The sequence below is a fragment of the Nocardia acididurans genome (assembly GCF_016741815.1).
Lineage (GTDB): Bacteria > Actinomycetota > Actinomycetes > Mycobacteriales > Mycobacteriaceae > Nocardia > Nocardia acididurans.
This window is the reverse complement of sequence record NZ_JAERRJ010000019.1, coordinates 30,938-50,588: the sequence shown is the minus strand read 5'-3', so window position 1 is coordinate 50,588 and position 19,651 is coordinate 30,938. Positions and strand designations below refer to the sequence as shown.

Here is a 19,651-nt window from a genome sequence, read left to right as displayed (position 1 = left end):
CCGCGGTGGCCTCCATCGCCGGTCTCACATCCGGCTCGACGGCGGGTCGGTGTGCACGGGGTGTGCCGGTGTCAGCGCGTCGCCGGCGTCACGGATGTCGTGGGCGGCATGCTCCACGATTGCCGCGACCGCGTCGTATGCGGCGCGGCAGTGCTGGGCCAATCGCAGGTGCGTGTTCACGATGGTGTCGGCGTCGTGTTGCAGGCGAAGGATCCGGGTGTCCACAGCGGGATGCAGGGGCGCTCCGAACGGTCCTGACCAGGTCCTGTACTCCAGGACGTCGTCGGGCAGTTCCGCGCACACACGGGTGTCGTGTGCTTGGGCCTGATGGGACGCGTCGAGTCTGGTCAGCTCCTCGAGGTTGATTTCGAAGCGGTCGCCAGACATCTCGGATCCTTCCTGCGGGTGAATAACCACAGTGTGTCGGCTTCCCATGTTCGGGAAGCGGCGACGATAGGGCTCGATTGGCGTGGGGGTGTGATCGATGCGGAGGATTCGACATGTCGTGGCCGTTCGAGGATCCGATCGCTGTCGGCGAGGATGTCGAGGTCGTGCGCTGGCGCAGTCGCGCGGCGGCCGAGCATCTGTGGAACTTCGCGGTCGGTCGCGGGTTGGGGTTCGATCTGAGCTGCTGGTCGGAGTCGGATCTGCGTGACTTCGAGGTGGTCACCGAGGCGTTGTCGGCGTACTGGCACAGCGAGGTCGATCGATTGCTGCAGCGTGTGCGGGACAGGACCGATGAAGCGGTCGCGCGCTAATCGATGCTGAGGGTGTGGCGGGTTGCGCCGCCCAGCCATCGCAGGGCGTCGGCCAGTCCGCGGTCGTGGCGGGTGCCGAGCACGATCGCGTAGAACCTCGCGACGACTTCGGGGCGTTCGAATAGCAGCGTGAGCTCGTTGCGGGGATCTGTCCTGGTCATCGCCAGGGCCAGTCCCGCCCAGGTCGAGGGATCGGTGGGCGCCTCGGTCAGTGATCGGCGGTAGCGGTGGGCGGCGATGTCGTATCGGCCCATGGTGTAGGCGCGGTCGGCGCGTGTCACGTCGCCGATGCGGGGCAGGCGGGTCAGCGCGCGGGCGAGACCGCAGCCTCGGCGTGACTGCTCGGGGCTGGGGTGGGTGAGCTGGGCGGTGGGCAATTCCGTCGGAGGTTGTGCGCCCCGGGTGTAGCGGTGCGCGAGTGATTCGATGGTCTCGGGGGCGGGGCGAAGGTTGCGGATCCGCCAGTAGATCTCGTGGGCGGAGGTGGCCTCGATGGCGAGGTGCTCGACGAAGTTTGGAACGTATTCATCGTGCCACTCTATGATGGTCCGCTCGATCTGTTGCAGGTGGTGTCGCCCGCGGCCGGTGAGTTGACCGGAGGCGAGCGCTGCCGCGATGGCGTGCTCGAGTTGGATACGGGTGCACGCGAATTCGAGGTGTGCGGTGATCTCGCATGGGCAGCCGCGGAATCGATGGGCGCAGGCGAACTTCGCCCGGTCGCGGTAGTCGGCGATATCGGTGACGAGGTCGGCGATTGAACAGGCGTCGTCGCGCCACGGCGAACGGTGCCGAGGCGATATGTCGAGGTCGTGCAGGACACGGATCGTGTGACTTCGGCGTCGGTGGGTGGCGGCGAAGTCGAGGCGGCGCAGGTGTTCCACGGCCGCGGAGCAGCCGTGGTAGACGGTGGGGGTGGCGGCGTCTCCGCGAAAGTGCAGGCCCGGCGCGATGGGGACGGTGCGGTCGAGATCGGTGGCCATGGCACTCTCCTCGCCGGGCTTGCCTCCGCACTATCATACACTTAATTGACGGTACGTTATATGAAGGACCGTGGTTGGTGTGCGTTCTAAACGGTGCGTTTGGCTGCGGCGGTGTTGGGGCGTTGGGCGATGGCGGTGCGGATGTGGTCCTCGAGGTTTTCGGGGACGTGCCAGATGATGTCGGAGCGGGTGGTGATCATGAGCTTCTGTCGGATCGCGGCGAGTTGGGCTTCGACGGTGCGGATCGAGGTTCCGCGGCGTTGTGCGATGGCGCTGTTGGACCATCCGGCCGCGGCCAGCAGCGCGCAGTCCGATTCCGCGCGTGAGAGGTCCTGCCAGCGGGTGGGAACCTGCTGGGCGGGGGTCGGCGCGACGGCGATGTCGTCGAGAGACAGCGTGCCCACGACGAAGCGTTGTAGTTCGTCGTGGTCGGGGCGCATGCGGGCGCCGCGCCGCGCCGCCTCGGAGTAGATGGCCGGGCCGAGCACGGCGGTGGCCGTGGTGATGGCGTGCTCGGTTTCGCGGGCGATCAACGGTGTGCGGCGCACCGCGAATCCGAGCGCGTGATGCAGGGTGGTGAGTCCTCCCTGCAGGGTCGCGATCTCGAGCGCGCGAGTGGTGAGAGTGTTGCGGTCGGGTGTGAGGGTGGTGAGGTCCTCGGCGAGCACGCGGGCGGCGGCGGCCATGACGTAGTGCACGAGCATGCCGGCGGTCCATCGATCGCCGGCGGCGAGGCGGTCGGCGATGAGCGCGCGGCCGACGCGTTCGGCTTCGCGGGGGTCCCCGTGGGTGGTGAGTGCGATCAGCCAGGTCAGTTCGGCCCAGGCGATTTCCTCGTTCGTGCCGGTTGCGCGGGCCTGTTCGAGGTAGCGGCGGGCGGTGTCGAGCGCGTGGCGTGGCGGCCGGAACAGGGCACCGGCCAGTGCTTCGTAGAGCTCGCTGCGCTTGGCTCCGGCCTCGTCGCCTTCGCGCTGGAATTTGGTGTGTGCGCGCGCGAGGACGTCGACGGCGTTCGGGTCGAGTTCGACGAGGATGAGTTCGATCCCCCAGGTGAATTCGACAGCGGGTGGCAGGCCGATGTCGATGCGCGCGGTGGATCGCCAGTCGCAGGTGTGTGCTGTCTGCGGCAGGCAGGCGGAGACGCATTCGTCGAGCAGGACGTTGGTGTAGTCCTGGCGTCCCTGCCACAGGGCGGTCCAGCCGACCATCGCGGTGGCGGCGACGCGCAGGGCGGTGGGTGTGGTGTCGGCGTCGCGGGTGATGTCGAGGGCTTGTTCGGTCAGTCGGGTGACGATGCGGTTGGCGCCGTGCACGAACGGAGCGCGGGTCGCCATGAGCGCGATCGCGATCTCGAGCCCGACCGTGGCCTCTCCGGGGTCGGTGAGGCTGGCCTCGATGGCCTGCAGGATGTTGTCCCAGGCGTCGCGGGTCCACTCCAGCCAGCGGTCCTCCCCCAGCCCGTACCAGCCGACCTGGTTGGCCAGGACCTGCTCGCGGTAATGGCGGCGGTGGCGGGTGGCGAGCGCGGATCGGTTCGAGGGGCCCTGGCGTAGTGCCAGGCGCCGGTCGGCGAAGACGCGCACGCTGTGCAGCAGGTAGTAGCGGACGGTGGTGGTGGTGAACTGCACCGACACCAGGGAGCGCTCGACGAGTCGTTCGAGCTGGTCGGCGATGAGTGGTTCGGGGAGGGTGGGGTCGGCGCAGACGGCGAGGATGTCGTCGAGTTCGGCGCCGCAGCGTGCCTGGTCGTCGCTGGATTCGAAGCCCGCGGCGAATACCGACAGGCGTTCTAGCAGGATCTGCTCGGGTGGGGTGCAGATGTCGTAGGACCAGGCGATGGCGTTGCGGACGCCGCGGTGGCGGTCGTCGACGGGATGGTCGGAGTCGTCGGACCATGTAAGTCGCTGGTCGTGGGCGTCTCCGGAGAGTTCGCGCAGGACAGCGTCGAGGCTCTGACTGGTGAGCCGGGCCGCGGCGAGGGTGATGAACAGCGGGTTGTGGTCGACCATCGCGCAGATCTGCTCGGCGATCGCGAGGGCGCGGGGGTCTTCGCCGATGGGTTTGCCGATGGCGCGGGCACGGCGTTTGAACAGGCCGATCGCTTGTTCGGGTGGCAGTGGGGGGACGGTGAGGATGTATTCGTCGGCCCAGCCGACGGGTTCGCGGCTGGTGGCGATGATGGTCAGGTTCGGCAGTGCCTCGAGCAGGGTGACGATCAGCGGCGCGGTGCCGGTGAGGACGTGTTCACAGTTGTCGAGGATGAGCACGCACGGTTCGACGGTGCCCAGGGTGTCGATCAGCACGTCCCAGGCCGAGCGCCCGGCGATGTCGGTTCTGGCGATCGATCGCACGACTTCCTCGGCGATGGTTCCGGTGTCGGCGTTGGGGAAGAGTCTGCCGAGTCGCGCTTGGTGCACGGTGCGTCCGGTGGCGGGCAGCACGCGGTGCGCGGCTTCGGTGACGAGTCGTGTCTTGCCGATGCCGCCGGGCCCGACCAGGGTGATCAAGCGGGCTGGTCCGGTGTCGAGGACCGCGGCGAGGGCTAGGAGTTCGCTGTGGCGGCCGATGAGTTCTGTGGTGGGTGGATCGTCGTCACGCCGCGTGCCGTGCATGTGTCAGGACCCTATCGCCGGTTGCCTGTTCGGGTGGGCGGAAGACGATCACGACAGATAACCAACCGCTTGCCCTTGTTTGAATAGCACGGAGTGATCGATTGTGTTGTCGCAAAGCCGAAACTAACGGGCGCCGTGGTGCATAACGGTCAGTTGTGGGTGGAGATGACCGCGGGCCGACTGCCGTCGTGGTGGGTGAGATGGTGGCGGGCGTAGCGCATCTCGCGCAGCAGTTGGCGATCATGTTCGCCGTCGAGGAGAAGGACCAGTTCCGTGCGGCGGCGCTCGTCGAGCAGCTGCCACACCACCGCGCAGTCGATGTCGTGCTCCGGTAACGATTCGCTCAGGCGGGTGCGGGCGAGCACGGACCGGCGGCGGGCGAGCTCGGCGGCCAGTGCGTCGTAGTGCTCGCGCAGATGCTCCCATCGTGCGGGTGGGACCGCTTCGGTGCGGCGCAGCGCGGTCAGAATCGTCTTGCGCAGCACTGTCAGTGGCGTGGAGTAGGGGTTGGTGGCAATGTTCGCCTTCCACGCCACAGCGATCGCTCGCGCACGCAGCCGGTGCTCGGGTATCGCGCCGAAAGGGTCGGTCGATCCGGCGTCGATGCTCGCCAGCCGGTCGTGCAGTCCCGGTCGGGGCCGGGTCAGATCGAGCACCGATTCGGCGGCGACGGATTCGCTGAGCGATACCCGCGGTCCGAGCTGTCGGCGTAGTTCGGCAGGAACGGGATGTGAGCTGGCCAGCGCGGACAGGGTCGCCGCGTTGCGGGTACCCCAGCGGGTGGCGAACTCGGCGAGCGTGACCGCCGGATCGGCCAGCGCCCAGCCGGTTTGAGCGTCCGGCCATGCCCACGGTGTGGACACTTCGCTGGGCAGGAACACCCCGGCCGGTATCCATCCGCAGCCTTCGCTGGTGGTGAGGAACGCACTCACCGCGGTGGGGTGGCGCATGATCGAGACCGCCCAGCCGAGGCCGGGTGTCGGTGGGGCGGCCGCGCGGGCGCTGGCGAGGATCGTCCGCGCCAGCACCAGATCGCCGTCCAACCGGTCACCGGCGATATGGGAGGGTGCGGTGGCCGCGACCATGGCCGCGGCGAGCGTGTCCCGCATCGATTCGGGTGCGCGCTCCTCGGAGTCCCGAGCTGTCGTGGTCCGGATGGGAAGGCGCCCGGACACCGCGGCTGCGGTGGCGGGCGATGGGGCGGCGGTCGTTGTCGGGGATGAGGCTGGTGGGCGGGTGTGTGCGGTCGACGTGAGCCCGGCCGCGGGGGGTGTGGGTGATCCGGAAGCGGCGGTTCCAGTGGCCGATGCTGCCGCTGCCGCGGTGAGTAGTCCGAATGTCCCGAAGATCGCGGCCATCGACGGAAGAACCTGCGCCGCAACAGTTTCGGATCCGGTATGGGTGGTGCCCGATTCGGGTGCGCTCGACCGTTCGGTGCCTCCAGGGTTGGGCGAGGACGTCGGTGGTTCGGTGAGCGGGGCTGCCTCGGGGTTCTCGGATGCCGCAGCGACTGCCGGTGTGGTGGGCTCCGGATCGAATTCATCGGTGTCAGTGTGCGGCGTACGGTGCGGTCCGGCAGAAGCGGTGGGCCCGAGCGCTGCGCCGGAACCGGCGGCGCCCGCCGGCGGTGGAGGCTCGGCCTGGGGATCATGTGAGTTCGACCCGACAGTGTGTGGTTGCATCGGCCCGGGGTCGGGTGCGGGCCGGTGTGGCGGGGCGGCGCTGGTGCCGTGCCGTGGTGGATCGGGGTCGACTGTGTCGCCGCGCGGACTCAGGTCGGCCGGGTGTGACCTGGGGGGATCGAGCGCGGGGAGATCGAAGAGCCCAGCGGGTCCGAATGCGGTCAGCGCGTCGTCGACGACCTCTTCGACTTCGGTGCGTGCGCGAGCGAGAAGCGTTGTGGTGCGGTCGGATTCGGTGTCGTCCGCGTCGTCGTTCTGCTGGTTGATGGTATGGGTGGTGCGGTCGACGATGTCGAGGATGCGGTGCCGGGTTCGTGCGACGACTTCGCCGACATGGTCGAGGGTCTCGGCTGCGGAGCGCAGTGTGTCGGCCCATGTCCGGGGGGTTGTGGAGAGTTTGGCGATCCGGTGGATCAGCGGTGCCAGCGCGGCGCTGTCGCGCACCGCGTTGTCGAGCAGATGGCTTGTCCGGGTGAGGTTTTCGGTGTCGAGAGCGTGGGCGCCGTGGCGTGCGGCCGCCGCGAGTGAGTGCCAGTGCGAGGGTGGGATCTCCGGCCAGTTCCGGCCGACGATGGCGTCCCAGTGGGGATTGGACTGATCGGGGTCCATGCCGTCAGGGGGTCGCGTGGCGTATCGCGGCGCCGGAGCGGGCGTCGGAATTGCCGAGCTCGCCCGCGATCTCGGTCAAGCTGTCGCCGACACTGCGTGCCCGGCGAGCGGTGTACTCGGTCGCGTCGTCGAGTGCGGTGCGCAGGGTGGTCAGCTCGTCGGCTAGTCGGCGGTCGATCGGGCTCGGCGAAGGCTCGGGGGTCCGCAGTCTGCTGGTCGTGGCCAGCACCGACTGCCTCACGGATTCGACGGCGTCGACGAATTGTCGTGCGGTGCTGCGGATGTCGTCGGGTGAGTCGATATCGAGCATGCGGTGGTTTCCTCGGTGTGAGGTCAGCGCGGGGTGGTGAACGCGGCGTGTTCGGCGGCTCGGTAGGTGGCTTCGGTGGGCAGGTCGAAGGCGTCGACGGTGTGTGGCAGCACGCCGTTGCTCTCCATTTCGCGGCGCAGGCCCAGGCGCGATTTGAGGTGGGTCAGCTGGGCCACGCGCAGGATCTCCTCGGCCAGCCAGCTGTCGCCGTTGTCGCGGGCGTCGTCGTTGAGGTGCAGGCCGATCACCTCGCCTTCCCGGTTGCAGCCGACGCCGACCGAGCTGTCGGGGTTGAACACCTCGAACACCACGGTGTCGCGGTCACCGGTGTCGCTGGGTGGGGTGCTGGTTTCGGAGGGCTCGGTCATTGTCGTTGTCCAATTCTGTTGAGTGCCTAGGTGTTCGGCGCGTCCACGACTGGTGTGGTGTCTTCGGGTGGGTGGTTCAGTTGGTTGTTGATCGCGGTCCAGGCGGTGTCGCGCAGGTGATGGACCACGCGGAGCGGCCAGTACCGGGCGCCCAGGTAGAGTGCGCCGCTGCCGTCACTGGCGGTTTCCAGGCGGTCGGGCAGGTCGTCGTCGCCCCCGAGAGTCAGCGAGGTGGTGGGGGCTCGGTGATCGTCGACGGTGAGGGTGGTGGAGGGTGCGCCGGGGATGAAGGCGATCCGGCAGCGGGACTCGGTGTCGATGGCCAGATCCGGGCTGTTGGTGGTGAGGGTGACCTCGCTGTTGAGCAGCAGTTGCAGAACCCAGGAGCGGGCGACGGCTTGGGCGTGATCGCCGGTGAGCAGCATTCTGTGGGTGGCGGCCAGGTTCACCACCAGCATCGCTTCGGAGGCGGTGACCCCGGCGATGACCAGCCGTTGCCGGGTGCCGATCGGGAAGGGCAGGTCGTCGGCGGGCATGGTCAGGACTTCGGATTCGGGTCCGGCGCCGGTGGTGGGATGGACGGTGACCGTGCCGTCGGTGATATCGACGGTGTAGGCGGCGATCGGGAGGGTGCGGCGCGATGCGACGCCGGCCAGGCGCACCAGGCCCTCGTCGTGCAGCCAGCGCATGGTGTCGGTGATGGTGACGCTCATGCGCGGGTCTCGCTGGGCGTGGTGGCGGGTTCGGAGGTGGTGAATTCGTGCATCAGCGCCTGATGTTGGCGTGCGGCGTCGGCGCTGCTGTCGCGGATGGCGGCCATGATCTCGTCGACCAGTGCGTCGCTGGTGAAGCGGTCGACGGTGCCCGGTGCGATGTAGAGGGCGGTGAGCCGGCCCAGCGCGTCGACCTCGGGGATCACCGCGCCGCTGGGTGAAGGGCGGCGAGCGCGGATGGCGTCGATGCGTTCTCGCAGGTCGGCGATGCGGTGGCGGAGGTCGCGGGCCATGTCGAGTGCGGCTTGTACGTCGGGATGGATGTCGCTCATGGCGTGGCTCCGGTCGGACTTGTCGCGGGTGTGGGCGGGGTGACGGTGGGTCTGATGGTGGGCTTGTCGCCGATGACCTGCTCGACACTCTGCGTCTTGTCCTCGTACATGAGCCGGTCGGGATGCCATTCTTTGACGCGGGGGCGGTCGTTGCCGTTGCCGTTTGCTCCGGCACCGGCCATACCGGGCGGGAAGTAGCCGGGCATGTAGCCCGATCCTGCGCGGGTGGGGTTGGTGCTGGTCGCGGCATTCGGGTTGTAGGCATCGAGGACCGGTGCTCGAGGTCCGGACGTGGCAGCTACGGCCGCAGTATTGGCTGTCACCGGCAGCGTGCCGAAAGGAACGCTCGACCCTGTCGCGGCGCCGGAGACCGTGGTGCCCGGGGATCCGTAGTAGCCGCCCCCACCGCCGGCGTATCCGCTGGTGTCGTAGGCCGGCAGATAGTCATCGAGTAGTTCGTCGTCGTAGTAGGCGTCGTCGAGGGCGGATTCGCTGTCGGAGGAAAGCGCGTTGGAGGCAAGACTGTTGAGCAGCAGCGGGAGCATCGAAGTCATGCTGTCGCTGCCGGTGGATCCGGTGTTGGCGGGAGGTTTCTCGTCCTCGGGCTGATCGCCGGGCTTGTTCGTGGCTGTGGTGCTGTCGCCGACTTCGGAAAAGTAGTTGTCGGCGGTACGAAGCGAGCGCTCGCGCAACTCGTTGTATCTGTCCAATGCTTGCTGGACGGCGAGGTCGTCCTTGCCGCGCAGCGCTGCTTGCAGCTCCTCCCATGCTTGCTGGATCTCTCCGGGCTTGGGATGGGTGTTCTGTGCGGTCAGAAATGCCTGACGGTACCGGTCGAGCGCGGTCGCGAGTGCGTCGAGTCGTGTCCCGACGCGGTCGAGGCTGTCTCGGTGCCGGGAGACTTCGGCGGCCGCCCCGGCACCGTTGGGCCGCCAGGCATCAGGGAGGCGCTGTTGCAGTCCGCGCAACCCATTATCGGCGTCCTGCTGGGGTCCCGAGCGGAAAGCCCGTAGGTCCGCGGCGAGCTGGCGGGCGTGTTCGGGGCCGGGACCGTTGTTGAGCTGGCGTGCCAAGGCTTCGGACGTCAGATTGGCTTGTTGGCTGGCCTGCCGCGGTGGGGGGGTCGTCGGCACGGAGAGGGGAGGCAGTGCGACCGGCCGCGCGGATGTGTCCCCGCCCGGTGCGCCGAGCGCCGCGGCACCCTGGGCGTCGGCGCGCCGGTATTCCGCCGCGGCGATTCTGAGCTTGTCGTGGGTGTCTTGGATTGCGTTGCAGCAGTTTTCGATGGTCTGCTTGATGGCTGCGAGATGGTGGTTGGTCCACTCCCCCATCGCCCGGGATCCATCGTCGGTGCCTGCACCTCGGAACCACTGGCGCGGTGTGGTGCGGGCGAGTTCGCGAGCGGTGGCGGCCATGGAGGTGGCGATCCCGTCGAGGTCGTCGGGACTCACGTGGAGGTTCATGGCTTCACCTTCATTACGGGAGGGGCGGACTAGGCGGGCAACGCGTCGGCGGGAAGGACCGGTGACTGCTCGCCGGCGCCGGGCGTAGGAGCGGTGTCGGCGGCGGCCGAAGCATTGGACATCTCGATGCCCGGGGGGTGACAGAATCCGGCGAACATGCCGAAGTCGCCGTCCTTGCCCGACATCTGGAGCTCACCGGTGGCGTCGTGCACCTCGAGGATCTGAAACTGTCCGTCGATGATGGCTTCGATGGTGCCGGTGCCGTCGGATCCGAAGGAGACCACCATCGCTGACCGTTTGGTCCAGGTCGCGACGTCGCCGGTCATCACTTCGAAGGGCCCGACCGGGCTACCGGCGCGTTCGGGCGTGCCTTCTTCGGCTTCTGCCCAGCGGGCGGTGGTCCCGGCGTAGGCGATCTGGGCGCTGGTGCTGTCCGTGCTGGCGAACGCGACGTCCAGAGCCTGGGCGACGATCGCCGAAACCCGTTGCGAGCGGTTGTCGTAGAAGGGGTAGTCCACATTGCCGTCGGCGTCGGGGACGCGTGTGCCGGTCTGAGAACCCGACCCCTCGCCGGGGACTGTGCCGGCGGGAGCCACCTCGGCGGCGGCCGCGGGTTGAACGGTGACCGGGGGCGGGTTCGAGGTCGTCCACGGGGTGGCCGCGGCGGGTGCCGTGGTCTGGACCGGCGGCAAGGCGGTGAGCTCGGAGTCGCGTTCGAAGTCGCGGCGCCCCCGCTCCAGTTCGTCGCGATCGTCGAACGATGATCCGCGGTCGAAGAGGTTCCGCATGGCCATCTGAGTCATGAGCTGGCTCATCAGATCGTTGCCCATGCCCAGCATGCCCGTCGATCCACCGCCGTTTCCTTGCCCGCCCGACCCGAGGCCGGGCAGGTCGGGGACCGGTGTCGGCGTAGGAACCGGTGTCGGTTCGGGTAGCGGTGTGGGATCAGGTAGCGGTGGGGGGTCCGGTATCGGAGGCAGTTCTGGAATGTCGTCTGGGTCGGGCATTCCGCCGTTCTGCCCGTCTCCGTTGTTTCTGGTTCCCTTCAGATCATCTTCCATCAGTTTCTTCTCGGCGAGCCACCACATCTCTTCGTCGACTCGATCGAAGACCCCCTGGACTTCACCGAAACCGCGGGTTATGGCTTCGATGTATTCCGGTTCGCTCTGGGCCTGAAGTGCCCAGCGGTTGATTGCCTCGATCAGCGCCTTGATGCTGGCTCTGGCTGCCTGGTTGATCTCGGGAATGCGGACATTGACAAGATCTCTGACCTTGTCGTCGATAGTGTTGAAGCCCGCTGCATAGGTATTCATGGCTTCGACAGCCGAGGTCCATCGGAAGCCGGTATCGCCCTGAGGGAGGTTACCACCGAGGGTGAGAGTTGGAGCGGAAAGGAGTTCGAGCGGCTCCGGATCCTTCTTCCCGAACTTGTCCCAGGTGTCCAGAACCCACTCGGTGAACGATTGTTCGTCGCTCACTTCTATCGGTCTCCTCCCTGGATTCCCGCACTGGGTCTTCCCTGCAGAGCGAGTTTGTCGACGAACAGCGCCGTACCCTCGGATACGAAACGGGGAAGGAAGAGCCAACCTTCGTCTTTCTTCCTCGGCAGGAAAGGAGCCTCTTTCCGTGGTTCTCCCACCCATGTTCCACCCGCACCCGCACCCGCATCGGTGCTTGCTGTGGTTTCGCGGGTACCGACTACTCGCGTCTCTTTCTTAGAAGCGGCAGCGTTGTATGCATCGCGTTGCGCCTGATATGAAGCTGCAGCGATAAATCCTGCTGGGCCGAAGTATGCGCCCCATAGAATAATTTCAGCCGGAGTGAGGTTCCCGCTGTCTTGGCTGTTCTCTGCGTTGGCTTCTATTCGTGGAGCGATCGTACGTGCGACTGTCCCCAATATCGGCAGGGGAGAGTAAGCGGCCCGAGCTATTTCAAGTGCCAGCGACCTGTTAGCCGCTCGGAACGCATCGTGCCAGGTGATCGCCATGCTCCTCAGCTCCCAAAGTCTCTTCCCCGCTTCGCCAATTGTGATTGTCGTCGATTCCCGCTGATGGGAAGCAGGGCAACGGAGCTTCCCGCGAAGCGCAGCCGACTGTCAGCTTTGGCCACGGCTGGTAACCAACACGGCGATCGCCCGCGCCGAGCGCTTGGATCCCCAGCACGTTCTCGAGCGACGGTCAGGCTCGGTGCTGTAGCGAGTACGCGTTCGTTCGGAACGTCTTTCCCGAATTTGTCCCGGTATCGAAGACCCGGGCGGTGAACGACATGTCGGTCACGATGACTCGCCCCTGCCTCGTCCGCCAGCACCGACTCCATCGCTCCTATCTATGAAATTCGCCGTAGAGTCGGATACGACGTCCGGCAGGAATAGCCAACCAGAGCCATTTATCGGCCGAAAAGGTGCCTCTTCTCGTGGTGTTCCCACCCATTTTCCGCGAGCGTGCACGGCTCCGATCATATGGCTTCCTCCTCCGTGTCCCTCGTCAATTCCTTCCACCCACACGCCTTCTTTTTCTGCACCGATCAGCCGTTTGACTTTCTCGGTGACAAAGTTCGAGACCAGAATCGGACCGGCTCCGAAAACTGGAGCGCCGATCAGCGGAATAAAAGCCTTTCCCAAAGGGCCTACCAGGCCGGCGTATGCGATCTCCGCTATTGCGAGGGCTGTGCCTCCGGTAGTCGAGCCATCGTCTGATCCAGCCCGCAGGCTGGTATCTGTCGGGTCGAGCTTCCGCAATACAGCACCACCCGCAACGGGAAGGAAGGCCGTTGTCGCGGCGGAGAATTCGGGTATCGACAATCCCGGGATTCGTTGCCACACGTCGTTCCACGTGATCGCCATGCGCCGAGGCTCCCCAGGTTCGATTGCCAGTATCGGACAATGCGATTGTCTTCGATTCCCGTGGGTGGGAAGTGCGATCAACGATCAACTGCGGTGGGAGGGTCAAGGATCTGGTGTCAGTAGCCTATGTAGCCGCCGCCACTGTTCATGGCCCGTATTCCTGGAACGTTCTCGAGCGAGCCGTAGCGATCGATCGAGTAGCGCACGCCGGCGATGATGTTGTCGACCGGATTCCAGATATCACGGTGGCCGGGGAGGGAGTGCACGGCAAAGGTTGAGTCGATGGTCTGCATCAACCCTTTGGAGGGGGTGCCGGCGGCGGCGTTGCTGTCCCACAAATTGATCGCGTGCGGGTTGCCGCTGGATTCATGTTCGATGATTGTGGCGATAGCTGTGGGGTCGATGCGGCGCGTGTCGTATCCATGTTGTGCGAGTACACGCAGTGCTTCGTCGATCCACTGGCGTTGAGTACCTGTGGGTTGGTTCAGTGGGGCCTTTTGTCCGCTGTATGTTGCTGCGGGCGAGGAACTTCGGCGCTCGAAGTACTGTTGGGTGAGCCGGGCTACTTGGTCGGCGTTGGTTGAGGATTGAGAACGTCCTCGGTCAAGGACGTTGTCTGCGCGAGCAAGCGCGGCGTTGACGATGGTGGCGAGCATCGCGCGCACCGCGGGTGTGTCGGTCTGTGCTCCGAGTGCGGTGATCGCGGTGTTGACCTCGGCGAGAATCGACTGGACTGCGGCGCGCCCGCCGAGAGTGTCGGTCGCGGTCCGGCCGAGTATCCGCGCCAGCTCCGAATCGAAGGTTGCGAGTGCGCGCGTATCGGCGGAGAGGGCGGTTGCCCGATCCGCATAGGCAGCGACAACCGCCGATCCGGCGAATTCACGAGGTGCCCGTGTTTCGGGCACGTGCGAGGATGAATCGACCGGGGCCGGGATGTGGGTGCCGAATCGCTGCGCCAGAGTGGCGAGGGTATAGAGCGCGGGCATGCCGAGCGCCAGCACGGTTGTGTCGCCCGCATGGGTGGCGGCGGCTTGGCCGTGACGTGAGGATGGCGGGCTCGGGGCACGCAGCTCCTGTCCGGGCACTGGAATCCCGTTGGCTGGTCCTCGTGCCGAGCGTACGTTTGCCACGGGGCTGATGGCGGTTGTGGCCATGCCGGGAGGTTTTCTGGCGGGCTGGCTGGTTGCCGCCGCGGTTGTGCCGGGTGTCGCTGAGGGGCCGGTGTTCATGTGTCGATCCCGGTTATCCGGTGGGCAGTACGCGCTTGATCATCAGATCGTCGGCGTCCGGAATCGGCTGGATACTGAATCGTCCATGCTGATCGAGTGTCAGGAGGCTGCTGGGCCCGGCCGCGATTCCCGTTCGTGTGGCCCCGTGGTTGACATAGCGCCAGTACACGAGATCTCCTGCGGATATCGCGGAGCGGTCGACTCGTTGTCCGCAGCGTGCTTGGCGGTCGAGGGTCGCGGGAAGTACCAGCTTTCCCCGGACCGGGAGCGGGTCGGTCACCGACGATCCTTTGCAGGTACCGGTGCCGTGGATCACGGACGTCGGCTCGAGGGTACATACTCCGGTGGTGAGTCGCTCCGCGGCGCGAAAGACGAGCTCGCGGTTGAGATTTGCGAGGGCGTTCCATTGAGGAGCAGGTCGGGGTGACGGCTCGCGGATCCGGTGGATGAGTTCCCCGACGCAGGAGATGGCGGGTCCGGTGGCGACGGTCTGTAGCGGCGGCAGTTGCGGAGGTGCCTCTTGGAGGGCGTTCAGACATGCGTGAAGCCGTGGCGAGACGTGCCGATCGGGGGGGTCCACTTCCAGGTCTGTCCAGACGATTCTTGCGGGCGCCGACGTGTGGGATTGCGGGGTGGCCGTTGTTTGCGGGGCACACGAGCCAGGCGTTGCCGGGATGGATCGATCCGGTCCGATAGCGGCATCGCATTGGCACTGGAGTTGTTGTGCACTCGACGTGGTAATCGACGCGACCATGGCGAGGATGACAACCAAGGTGCCGACGACGAGCAGTATGAGAACGATCGCGACATACAACAACGCTTTCAACTCGCGCTTCACGGTGCCTCACCATGCTGGTGTTGAGGTGGAGGGAGCAGTGCCGGCAGCCCACATTTCGGACCTCATGGCTTTGGCCACATGTCTTCTGACCTCGTCCAATCGTTGATCGACGACCGGAGAATAGAAGCCCACCGGGCCAGCGTTGAGTAGCTCGTTGTAAGCTTTGAGCGCATCGTCGGCATGACGGACGCCGATGGCGGCGACGACATTGTTGGCATCAGTGGGATTTATATGATACAGCGTGTTTCCTGATCTCGGAACTATCGCAGTTCCCGGCCGATTGTGGTGCTTCGGCATCTTGGTTGAGTCGATGAGGCTCGCCATATTCTCCGCCAAGGGATTCTTCATGTAGTCATTGAACACGATTTCTTGGGCGGGCGTGAGTATAGGTGCTTCGGATAGCGAATCTCGATAGTCCTTCAGGCTGAAACCCATTTCGAGGAGCGTCGCATCATTTCGATGAAGTTCGAAACCCCGTGTGCCGTTTACTGCGAATCTCAAGCGTTCCGGGAGCCGCTGGTCCCCGGTAGACTCGACAAATATTCGTGCTTCATGTCCTGCGCGATTGAGCGCTTCGTTGTCGAATCCTGCAGCAGTCAGGTAGCTCAATGCTTTCGTAGAATCGGCGCCTGCGAGTGTGTAGGCACTGTGGATCGCTGCGGTTACGCCGGCTGGCGTGTTGATCCCACCGGGGCCGCCCAGGGTGTGAGGACTCAGCGCCCCACCCACGCGTGCGACAGGGTTGGCGAGATCGGGTTGATGGAGTGACCGTGCTGCTGCGTTGTTGGTTTGTGCGCGATCGCCCGCGAAACCGAGATTGGCTTCGATCAGATTCCGTTCGCCCTGCATCGCTTGCTGTGTCCAGCTCGCTTCACTCGCGGCGTTCTCGAGGTGAGAGAGTCGATTCAGGGCATTTCGTCTTCTGAAGAATTGCTGGCCGACTGGTGAATGGGCGAGAAGGACGGCGCCCTGCGCGAGGTTCATCGCTGCCGTGAGCCATGCAAGGTGATGTCCGGCGTTGCCTGCGGCACGGGCATCGGCCATACCTAGTTGTGGCGTTCCGCCCACGGCTGGGCTGCCCTGCATTGTCGTGGCCAATCGGTCGGCCACCCAGTGGTCGGTTCTGTCGAGGCTTTGGTTGAGTCGACGTAGCAGGACGAACGCGATGATGTGGACGATTCCGGCGAGTGCGATATTGGTTACCACGTTGGTGACCCCGCTGCCACGCGCCTGGCTCATGAAGTCCCCGTACAGGGCCGCGTAGCCCCCGAGGAAAATGATGTTGCACGCAATCCGCACAGGGTCCAGGGCGGCCGCGCTGCCGTATCGGATGATCATGTTCTCGTTCACCAGTCCGCCGCCGGCCAAACCGATGGCAAGCATGATGCCGTGGTATGCGCCTGCTGCGACGGTATAGACAAATCTGTATCCCAGATAGCACATCATCACGCCCGGAATAGGCGCGAATATCAGGAAGATCAGTCCGGCGACGAGTTGGTCGAGGTCCGGGCCGCGGTCGATGATCGCGTAGGCTTTGGGATCGCAGTGTCGCAGTGCATTTCGGAACGTATCTGGGTTGTTATTTCGCATGGAGCGGTCCCAGTCATCCTGGCAGGCTTCGTTGGGTACCTTCAGCGTATCCAGGTATTGCGTGGGGTCCCGTAGCGTCGAATCGACCAAACGTTGGCCTACTCTGCGATACAGTGTCCTAGGGTCGGTGTTCTCCTCGCCGGCGAGGCCCGCTGCCGCCACCATGCCGACATCGCGCCCTTGCGCGAACAATCCGTCGGGGGCGAAGGTCTTGGCTAGAGGATTGGCCAGAAAGAATGGTCCCACAATCGCGATGAAGATCATGATGAGGATTTTCAACGCGGCTTTGGACCATTTTCCTCGGACGAGATAATATGCGACGATGACCGATCCTCCGGTTGCGGTGAACATCAATACTTCGACATTGTCGAACCGGTCGGAGAACTGCTGTCCGACGGCAATCATGGCGTCGCTGAACGGGCGCAGCCATACGAGGCTGATAATGATCACCATGATCCAGATCGGGATACTTCCTATTACCATCAGTCCTGCCCATTCGAGACTGATGTATGACGCGATAATGGTGCTACGGGGATGGAGTAAGCCGCCGTCCTTGAGCGTCAGCGCGTATTCACTGACTCTGATACCGCGCGAGTCGGTGAGGTCCCCCAACCCCAGCAGTGTGATGGGAGGATTCGAATGCAGGACCTCGTCGGTGGGCTGAGCACGGGCGGTCGCGACGGATCCGACGAGGGCAGGCAGCACGAAGATGGCGAACGCCCAGGTCAGGGCGCGCCGGATGAGTCGGCGCCTTGATGTGTACCGGTCGGCGGGGTTTCGTGGTCGATGACGGACGCGCACTCGACCGGTCATGGGAATGCTCCACTGCTCGAGCGTCCGGCAAGGTTTGTTGTGGGTGTGCTGCTGATGGCACGGGCACGGTCGATGCGAGCGGGACCGAGGACCTTGCCTCGTCCGATTCGGTTGAGTGCGTCCCGCATGAACATCTCACCGCGGCGTGCTTCGAGTACTTGCCTGCCGGTGCCGGTGGGTGGCGAGGTCTCTTCGCGCAGGATCTGCAGCAGGTACGGAGTGGAATTGAGATCCACGCCGAGCCATTCGAGACTATTTCGGGCCAGAACCTCATCCCGTTGGCGGAAGACGAACCGAGTGGGTATCAGATTGTGGGCAGCGCCTTGGAAGTCGGAGGCGGGATCGTGCGATGCCAGCGCGATGGCAGCGAGGTGCTTGCGACCGTCGCGGCTGAAGTCTGAAGTGACGGCAGCACCGACGTGGGTCTGGGTGAAGTGATGGGCTTCGTCGCCGACGAGCAGCCCGAAGCGGCCGTTGTCGGAAAGAAACGCGGTTCGTGCGGCGACACCGACGAGTTCGTAGAGGGCGGTACCCAGTCTCTTGGTCAGGGGAAGTCGTTGATATAGGTGGGGTGTTGTGAGCTCTTCGGCGGTGGGTAGCGCGAGGCGATGGGTGCGCACGACGGTGGCGGCAGCGTCCAAGCGCAACGGCGGGAGCGTCCGGTCGAACAGCACAGGAACTCGGTCGATCAGAGAGCTCAGACGCTGTGCGAGCTCACGGTAGTCATCGGCGGTATCGGAGTCGGTCGCGAGTGTGCGAGCCACGAGGACGAGATCGAGCAGACATTTGATGTGGTGTTCGTTCAGTCCGCGGGGGGTCAGAAGCGTTGAAGCGGCGGTTCCGATTCCGGAGGTAGCGGAGACGTCGAGCAGGGGCAGTAGGGAGTCCATGGTGTGTTCTCCGGCGACAGCGCTGTCGAACATACGCAGGGGATCGAGGGAGATGGTGGGTTCGGTGAGGTCGATGACGATGGCATCGTCGATTGCGGTGGCGAAGTGGGCCCACTCCCCTACGTGGCTGCGGTCGATAGCGAGAAACTGCCCACCCATGTCGTGGACCAGTGCCGCGATGAGTTTGAGGAAGAAGGACTTGCCCGAGCCGAGTTCACCTGTGACGGCGAACGACGCCGAGAGGTCGTGCAGGGCCGCTTCCATGATGCCGAAATGGATGGGTTCGAAGTGCCCTGACATGAGGTTCACGCCGATGACCGGTCCGCTGTCGTCACCGATCTGATGGGTGGTGAAGGGGACGAATCCCGCCCACATATCGGAGGGGATGATGTGGGCGAAGTCGTCGTATGCCCGTCGGTGAGTGCTGCCGGGAATCAGTAGGGACCACAGGTCGGTTTGAGCACCGACGGGGGCGGTCATTTCGATCTGGTAGCGCTTGTAGCGGCGTTTGAGTGTGTTGACGGCATCGAGCGTGATGTCGCGGGTGGGGCTTCCGATGGCGAGCACGGTGGTGAACGAGACCTCGGACTCGCCGGGGTGGACTTCGAAGTGCTGGTTGTACTCGCCGAGCATGTGTGCCTTGGACATGAGGGAGCTCTGAGCGAAGGAGATTTCCTGGTCACGCTGATCCATTTGCTCGCCGAGTCGGCGCAGGCTCAGTTCGTTGTTCTTGAGGACCGTGTCGGCGGGAGTGGTGGTGATCCGGATGGCCCAGTCCACGGTGACGTCCTCGAGGCCTTCGAGAACGCTGAGGAACTCGCTTCCGCCGGGAAAATGCATGCCCGCGTAGGGAAAAGAGCGAGGAGTGAGCAAGGTTTGGTAGGAGGGCGGGGCCTCGGGATCTTCTTGAACGACTTTCAGGACAGGTGCGAAGGAAGGCCGCAGGCGTCGGGTGCTGTCGGTGCGGGCGCCTTCGTCGAGGACTGCGGATCTGAAGACGGCGGCGGTCGCGTCGTCGAGTGCGCCGGGACGAGTCGGCGCGCTCGGGTCGTTGCCGGCACCGCGAGAGAGGTAGTGCTCCCACAGCCATTGAAAGAATGCCGCAGGGACCGGGACCGGATCGAACTCGCCGCCGATACGCGAGAGCACTTCGGAGGCGGTGTTGTCGTACTTGTCGAGATCGGCTCGGGTGAGCGTGGTCGCGTCGAACGTGGTGGATCCACGAAGAGTGCGAGTCATCGTGTTCAGTCCGGTGTTCGTGGAGCCGACCGGGATTGTGAGCAGGAACAGCCTGGTGCGGGACTCGATAGCGCGAATGCGACCGTAGGCGGCGACCACTTCGTCGGCGTAGTCGGCACACGTGCTGAGGTCGATACCTTCTACCATCTTGCCGAGGGTGTCGAGGGTGTCGAGTCTGGACTGGATTCCGAGAAGTAGCGAACCGACCGGAAGGTTGTTGACCAGTGCGTGGTGGGCCGACTTCACCTCGAACTTGTCGGAGGCGGATCGGAATCCATAGCTCAGGGGTTGCATGAAGTAGGTGGCGGTGACCAGTCCCGAACGAGTGAACTGGAGGTTGCCGCGGATAGCGGTGGTGGGTTGCAGATCGGTGCCGAACACGA

Annotated in this window: 16 protein-coding genes; 1 reads left to right on the top strand and 15 read right to left on the bottom strand. The window is 65.1% G+C overall.

Annotated elements, in window-relative coordinates:
* Positions 1 to 24 precede the first annotated feature (24 nt).
* Positions 25 to 387 (bottom strand): hypothetical protein, encoded by a 363-nt coding sequence (locus tag JK358_RS35720; protein ID WP_201957313.1) that lies wholly within the window; start codon positions 385 to 387, stop codon positions 25 to 27.
* Between the two features lie 113 nt (positions 388 to 500).
* Here JK358_RS35720 and JK358_RS35715 point away from each other — a divergent pair, with 113 nt between their 5' ends.
* Positions 501 to 758: a hypothetical protein gene (locus JK358_RS35715; RefSeq protein ID WP_201957310.1), complete on the top strand. Its 258-nt coding sequence runs from the start codon at positions 501 to 503 to the stop codon at positions 756 to 758.
* On the opposite strand, the gene JK358_RS35710 is transcribed toward JK358_RS35715, so the two are convergent.
* The 14 genes from JK358_RS35710 to JK358_RS35645 all read right to left on the bottom strand — a co-directional run bounded on the left by JK358_RS35710 (position 755) and on the right by JK358_RS35645 (position 19,649).
* Entirely contained in the window at positions 755 to 1,738 is a 984-nt protein-coding gene (locus tag JK358_RS35710) for a hypothetical protein (protein WP_201957308.1), read from the bottom strand. The genes JK358_RS35715 and JK358_RS35710 overlap by 4 nt on opposite strands.
* An 86-nt stretch (positions 1,739 to 1,824) precedes the next feature.
* Complete coding sequence (locus JK358_RS35705) at positions 1,825 to 4,350, bottom strand: ATP-binding protein (protein ID WP_201957305.1); 2,526 nt, start codon at positions 4,348 to 4,350, stop codon at positions 1,825 to 1,827.
* A 149-nt stretch (positions 4,351 to 4,499) separates the two neighbouring features.
* A complete protein-coding gene (locus tag JK358_RS35700; RefSeq protein WP_201957302.1) occupies positions 4,500 to 6,641 on the bottom strand; it encodes a hypothetical protein in 2,142 nt (713 codons plus the stop codon).
* A gap of 4 nt (positions 6,642 to 6,645) precedes the next feature.
* Entirely contained in the window at positions 6,646 to 6,951 is a 306-nt protein-coding gene (locus JK358_RS35695) for a hypothetical protein (protein WP_201957299.1), read from the bottom strand.
* 23 nt (positions 6,952 to 6,974) lie between these two features.
* Positions 6,975 to 7,319: a hypothetical protein gene (locus JK358_RS35690; RefSeq protein WP_201957296.1), complete on the bottom strand. Its 345-nt coding sequence runs from the start codon at positions 7,317 to 7,319 to the stop codon at positions 6,975 to 6,977.
* 26 nt (positions 7,320 to 7,345) lie between these two features.
* Positions 7,346 to 8,032 (bottom strand): hypothetical protein, encoded by a 687-nt coding sequence (locus JK358_RS35685; protein WP_201957294.1) that lies wholly within the window; start codon positions 8,030 to 8,032, stop codon positions 7,346 to 7,348.
* Complete coding sequence (locus JK358_RS35680) at positions 8,029 to 8,364, bottom strand: YbaB/EbfC family nucleoid-associated protein (RefSeq protein WP_201957292.1); 336 nt, start codon at positions 8,362 to 8,364, stop codon at positions 8,029 to 8,031. Before JK358_RS35680 ends, JK358_RS35685 begins: the two co-directional genes overlap by 4 nt.
* A complete protein-coding gene (locus JK358_RS35675; protein WP_201957289.1) occupies positions 8,361 to 9,827 on the bottom strand; it encodes a type VII secretion target in 1,467 nt (488 codons plus the stop codon). Before JK358_RS35675 ends, JK358_RS35680 begins: the two co-directional genes overlap by 4 nt.
* Positions 9,828 to 9,856: 29 nt before the next feature.
* Entirely contained in the window at positions 9,857 to 11,470 is a 1,614-nt protein-coding gene (locus tag JK358_RS35670) for a hypothetical protein (RefSeq protein WP_201957288.1), read from the bottom strand.
* A 629-nt stretch (positions 11,471 to 12,099) separates the two neighbouring features.
* The gene (locus tag JK358_RS35665) at positions 12,100 to 12,669 is read right to left on the bottom strand and encodes a hypothetical protein (protein ID WP_201957276.1); all 570 of its coding nucleotides are present in this window, start codon (positions 12,667 to 12,669) and stop codon (positions 12,100 to 12,102) included.
* A gap of 116 nt (positions 12,670 to 12,785) precedes the next feature.
* On the bottom strand, positions 12,786 to 13,823 hold the full coding sequence (locus JK358_RS40545; protein ID WP_232852477.1) for a transglycosylase SLT domain-containing protein: 1,038 nt from the start codon (positions 13,821 to 13,823) through the stop codon (positions 12,786 to 12,788).
* Between the two features lie 88 nt (positions 13,824 to 13,911).
* Entirely contained in the window at positions 13,912 to 14,736 is an 825-nt protein-coding gene (locus JK358_RS35655; protein WP_201957274.1) for a hypothetical protein, read from the bottom strand.
* Positions 14,737 to 14,742: 6 nt separating this feature from the next.
* Entirely contained in the window at positions 14,743 to 17,139 is a 2,397-nt protein-coding gene (locus JK358_RS35650) for a hypothetical protein (RefSeq protein WP_201957269.1), read from the bottom strand.
* On the bottom strand, positions 17,136 to 19,649 hold the full coding sequence (locus JK358_RS35645; RefSeq protein WP_307817896.1) for an ATP-binding protein: 2,514 nt from the start codon (positions 19,647 to 19,649) through the stop codon (positions 17,136 to 17,138). The genes JK358_RS35650 and JK358_RS35645 overlap by 4 nt, the downstream gene beginning before the upstream one ends.
* Positions 19,650 to 19,651: the final 2 nt, after the last annotated feature.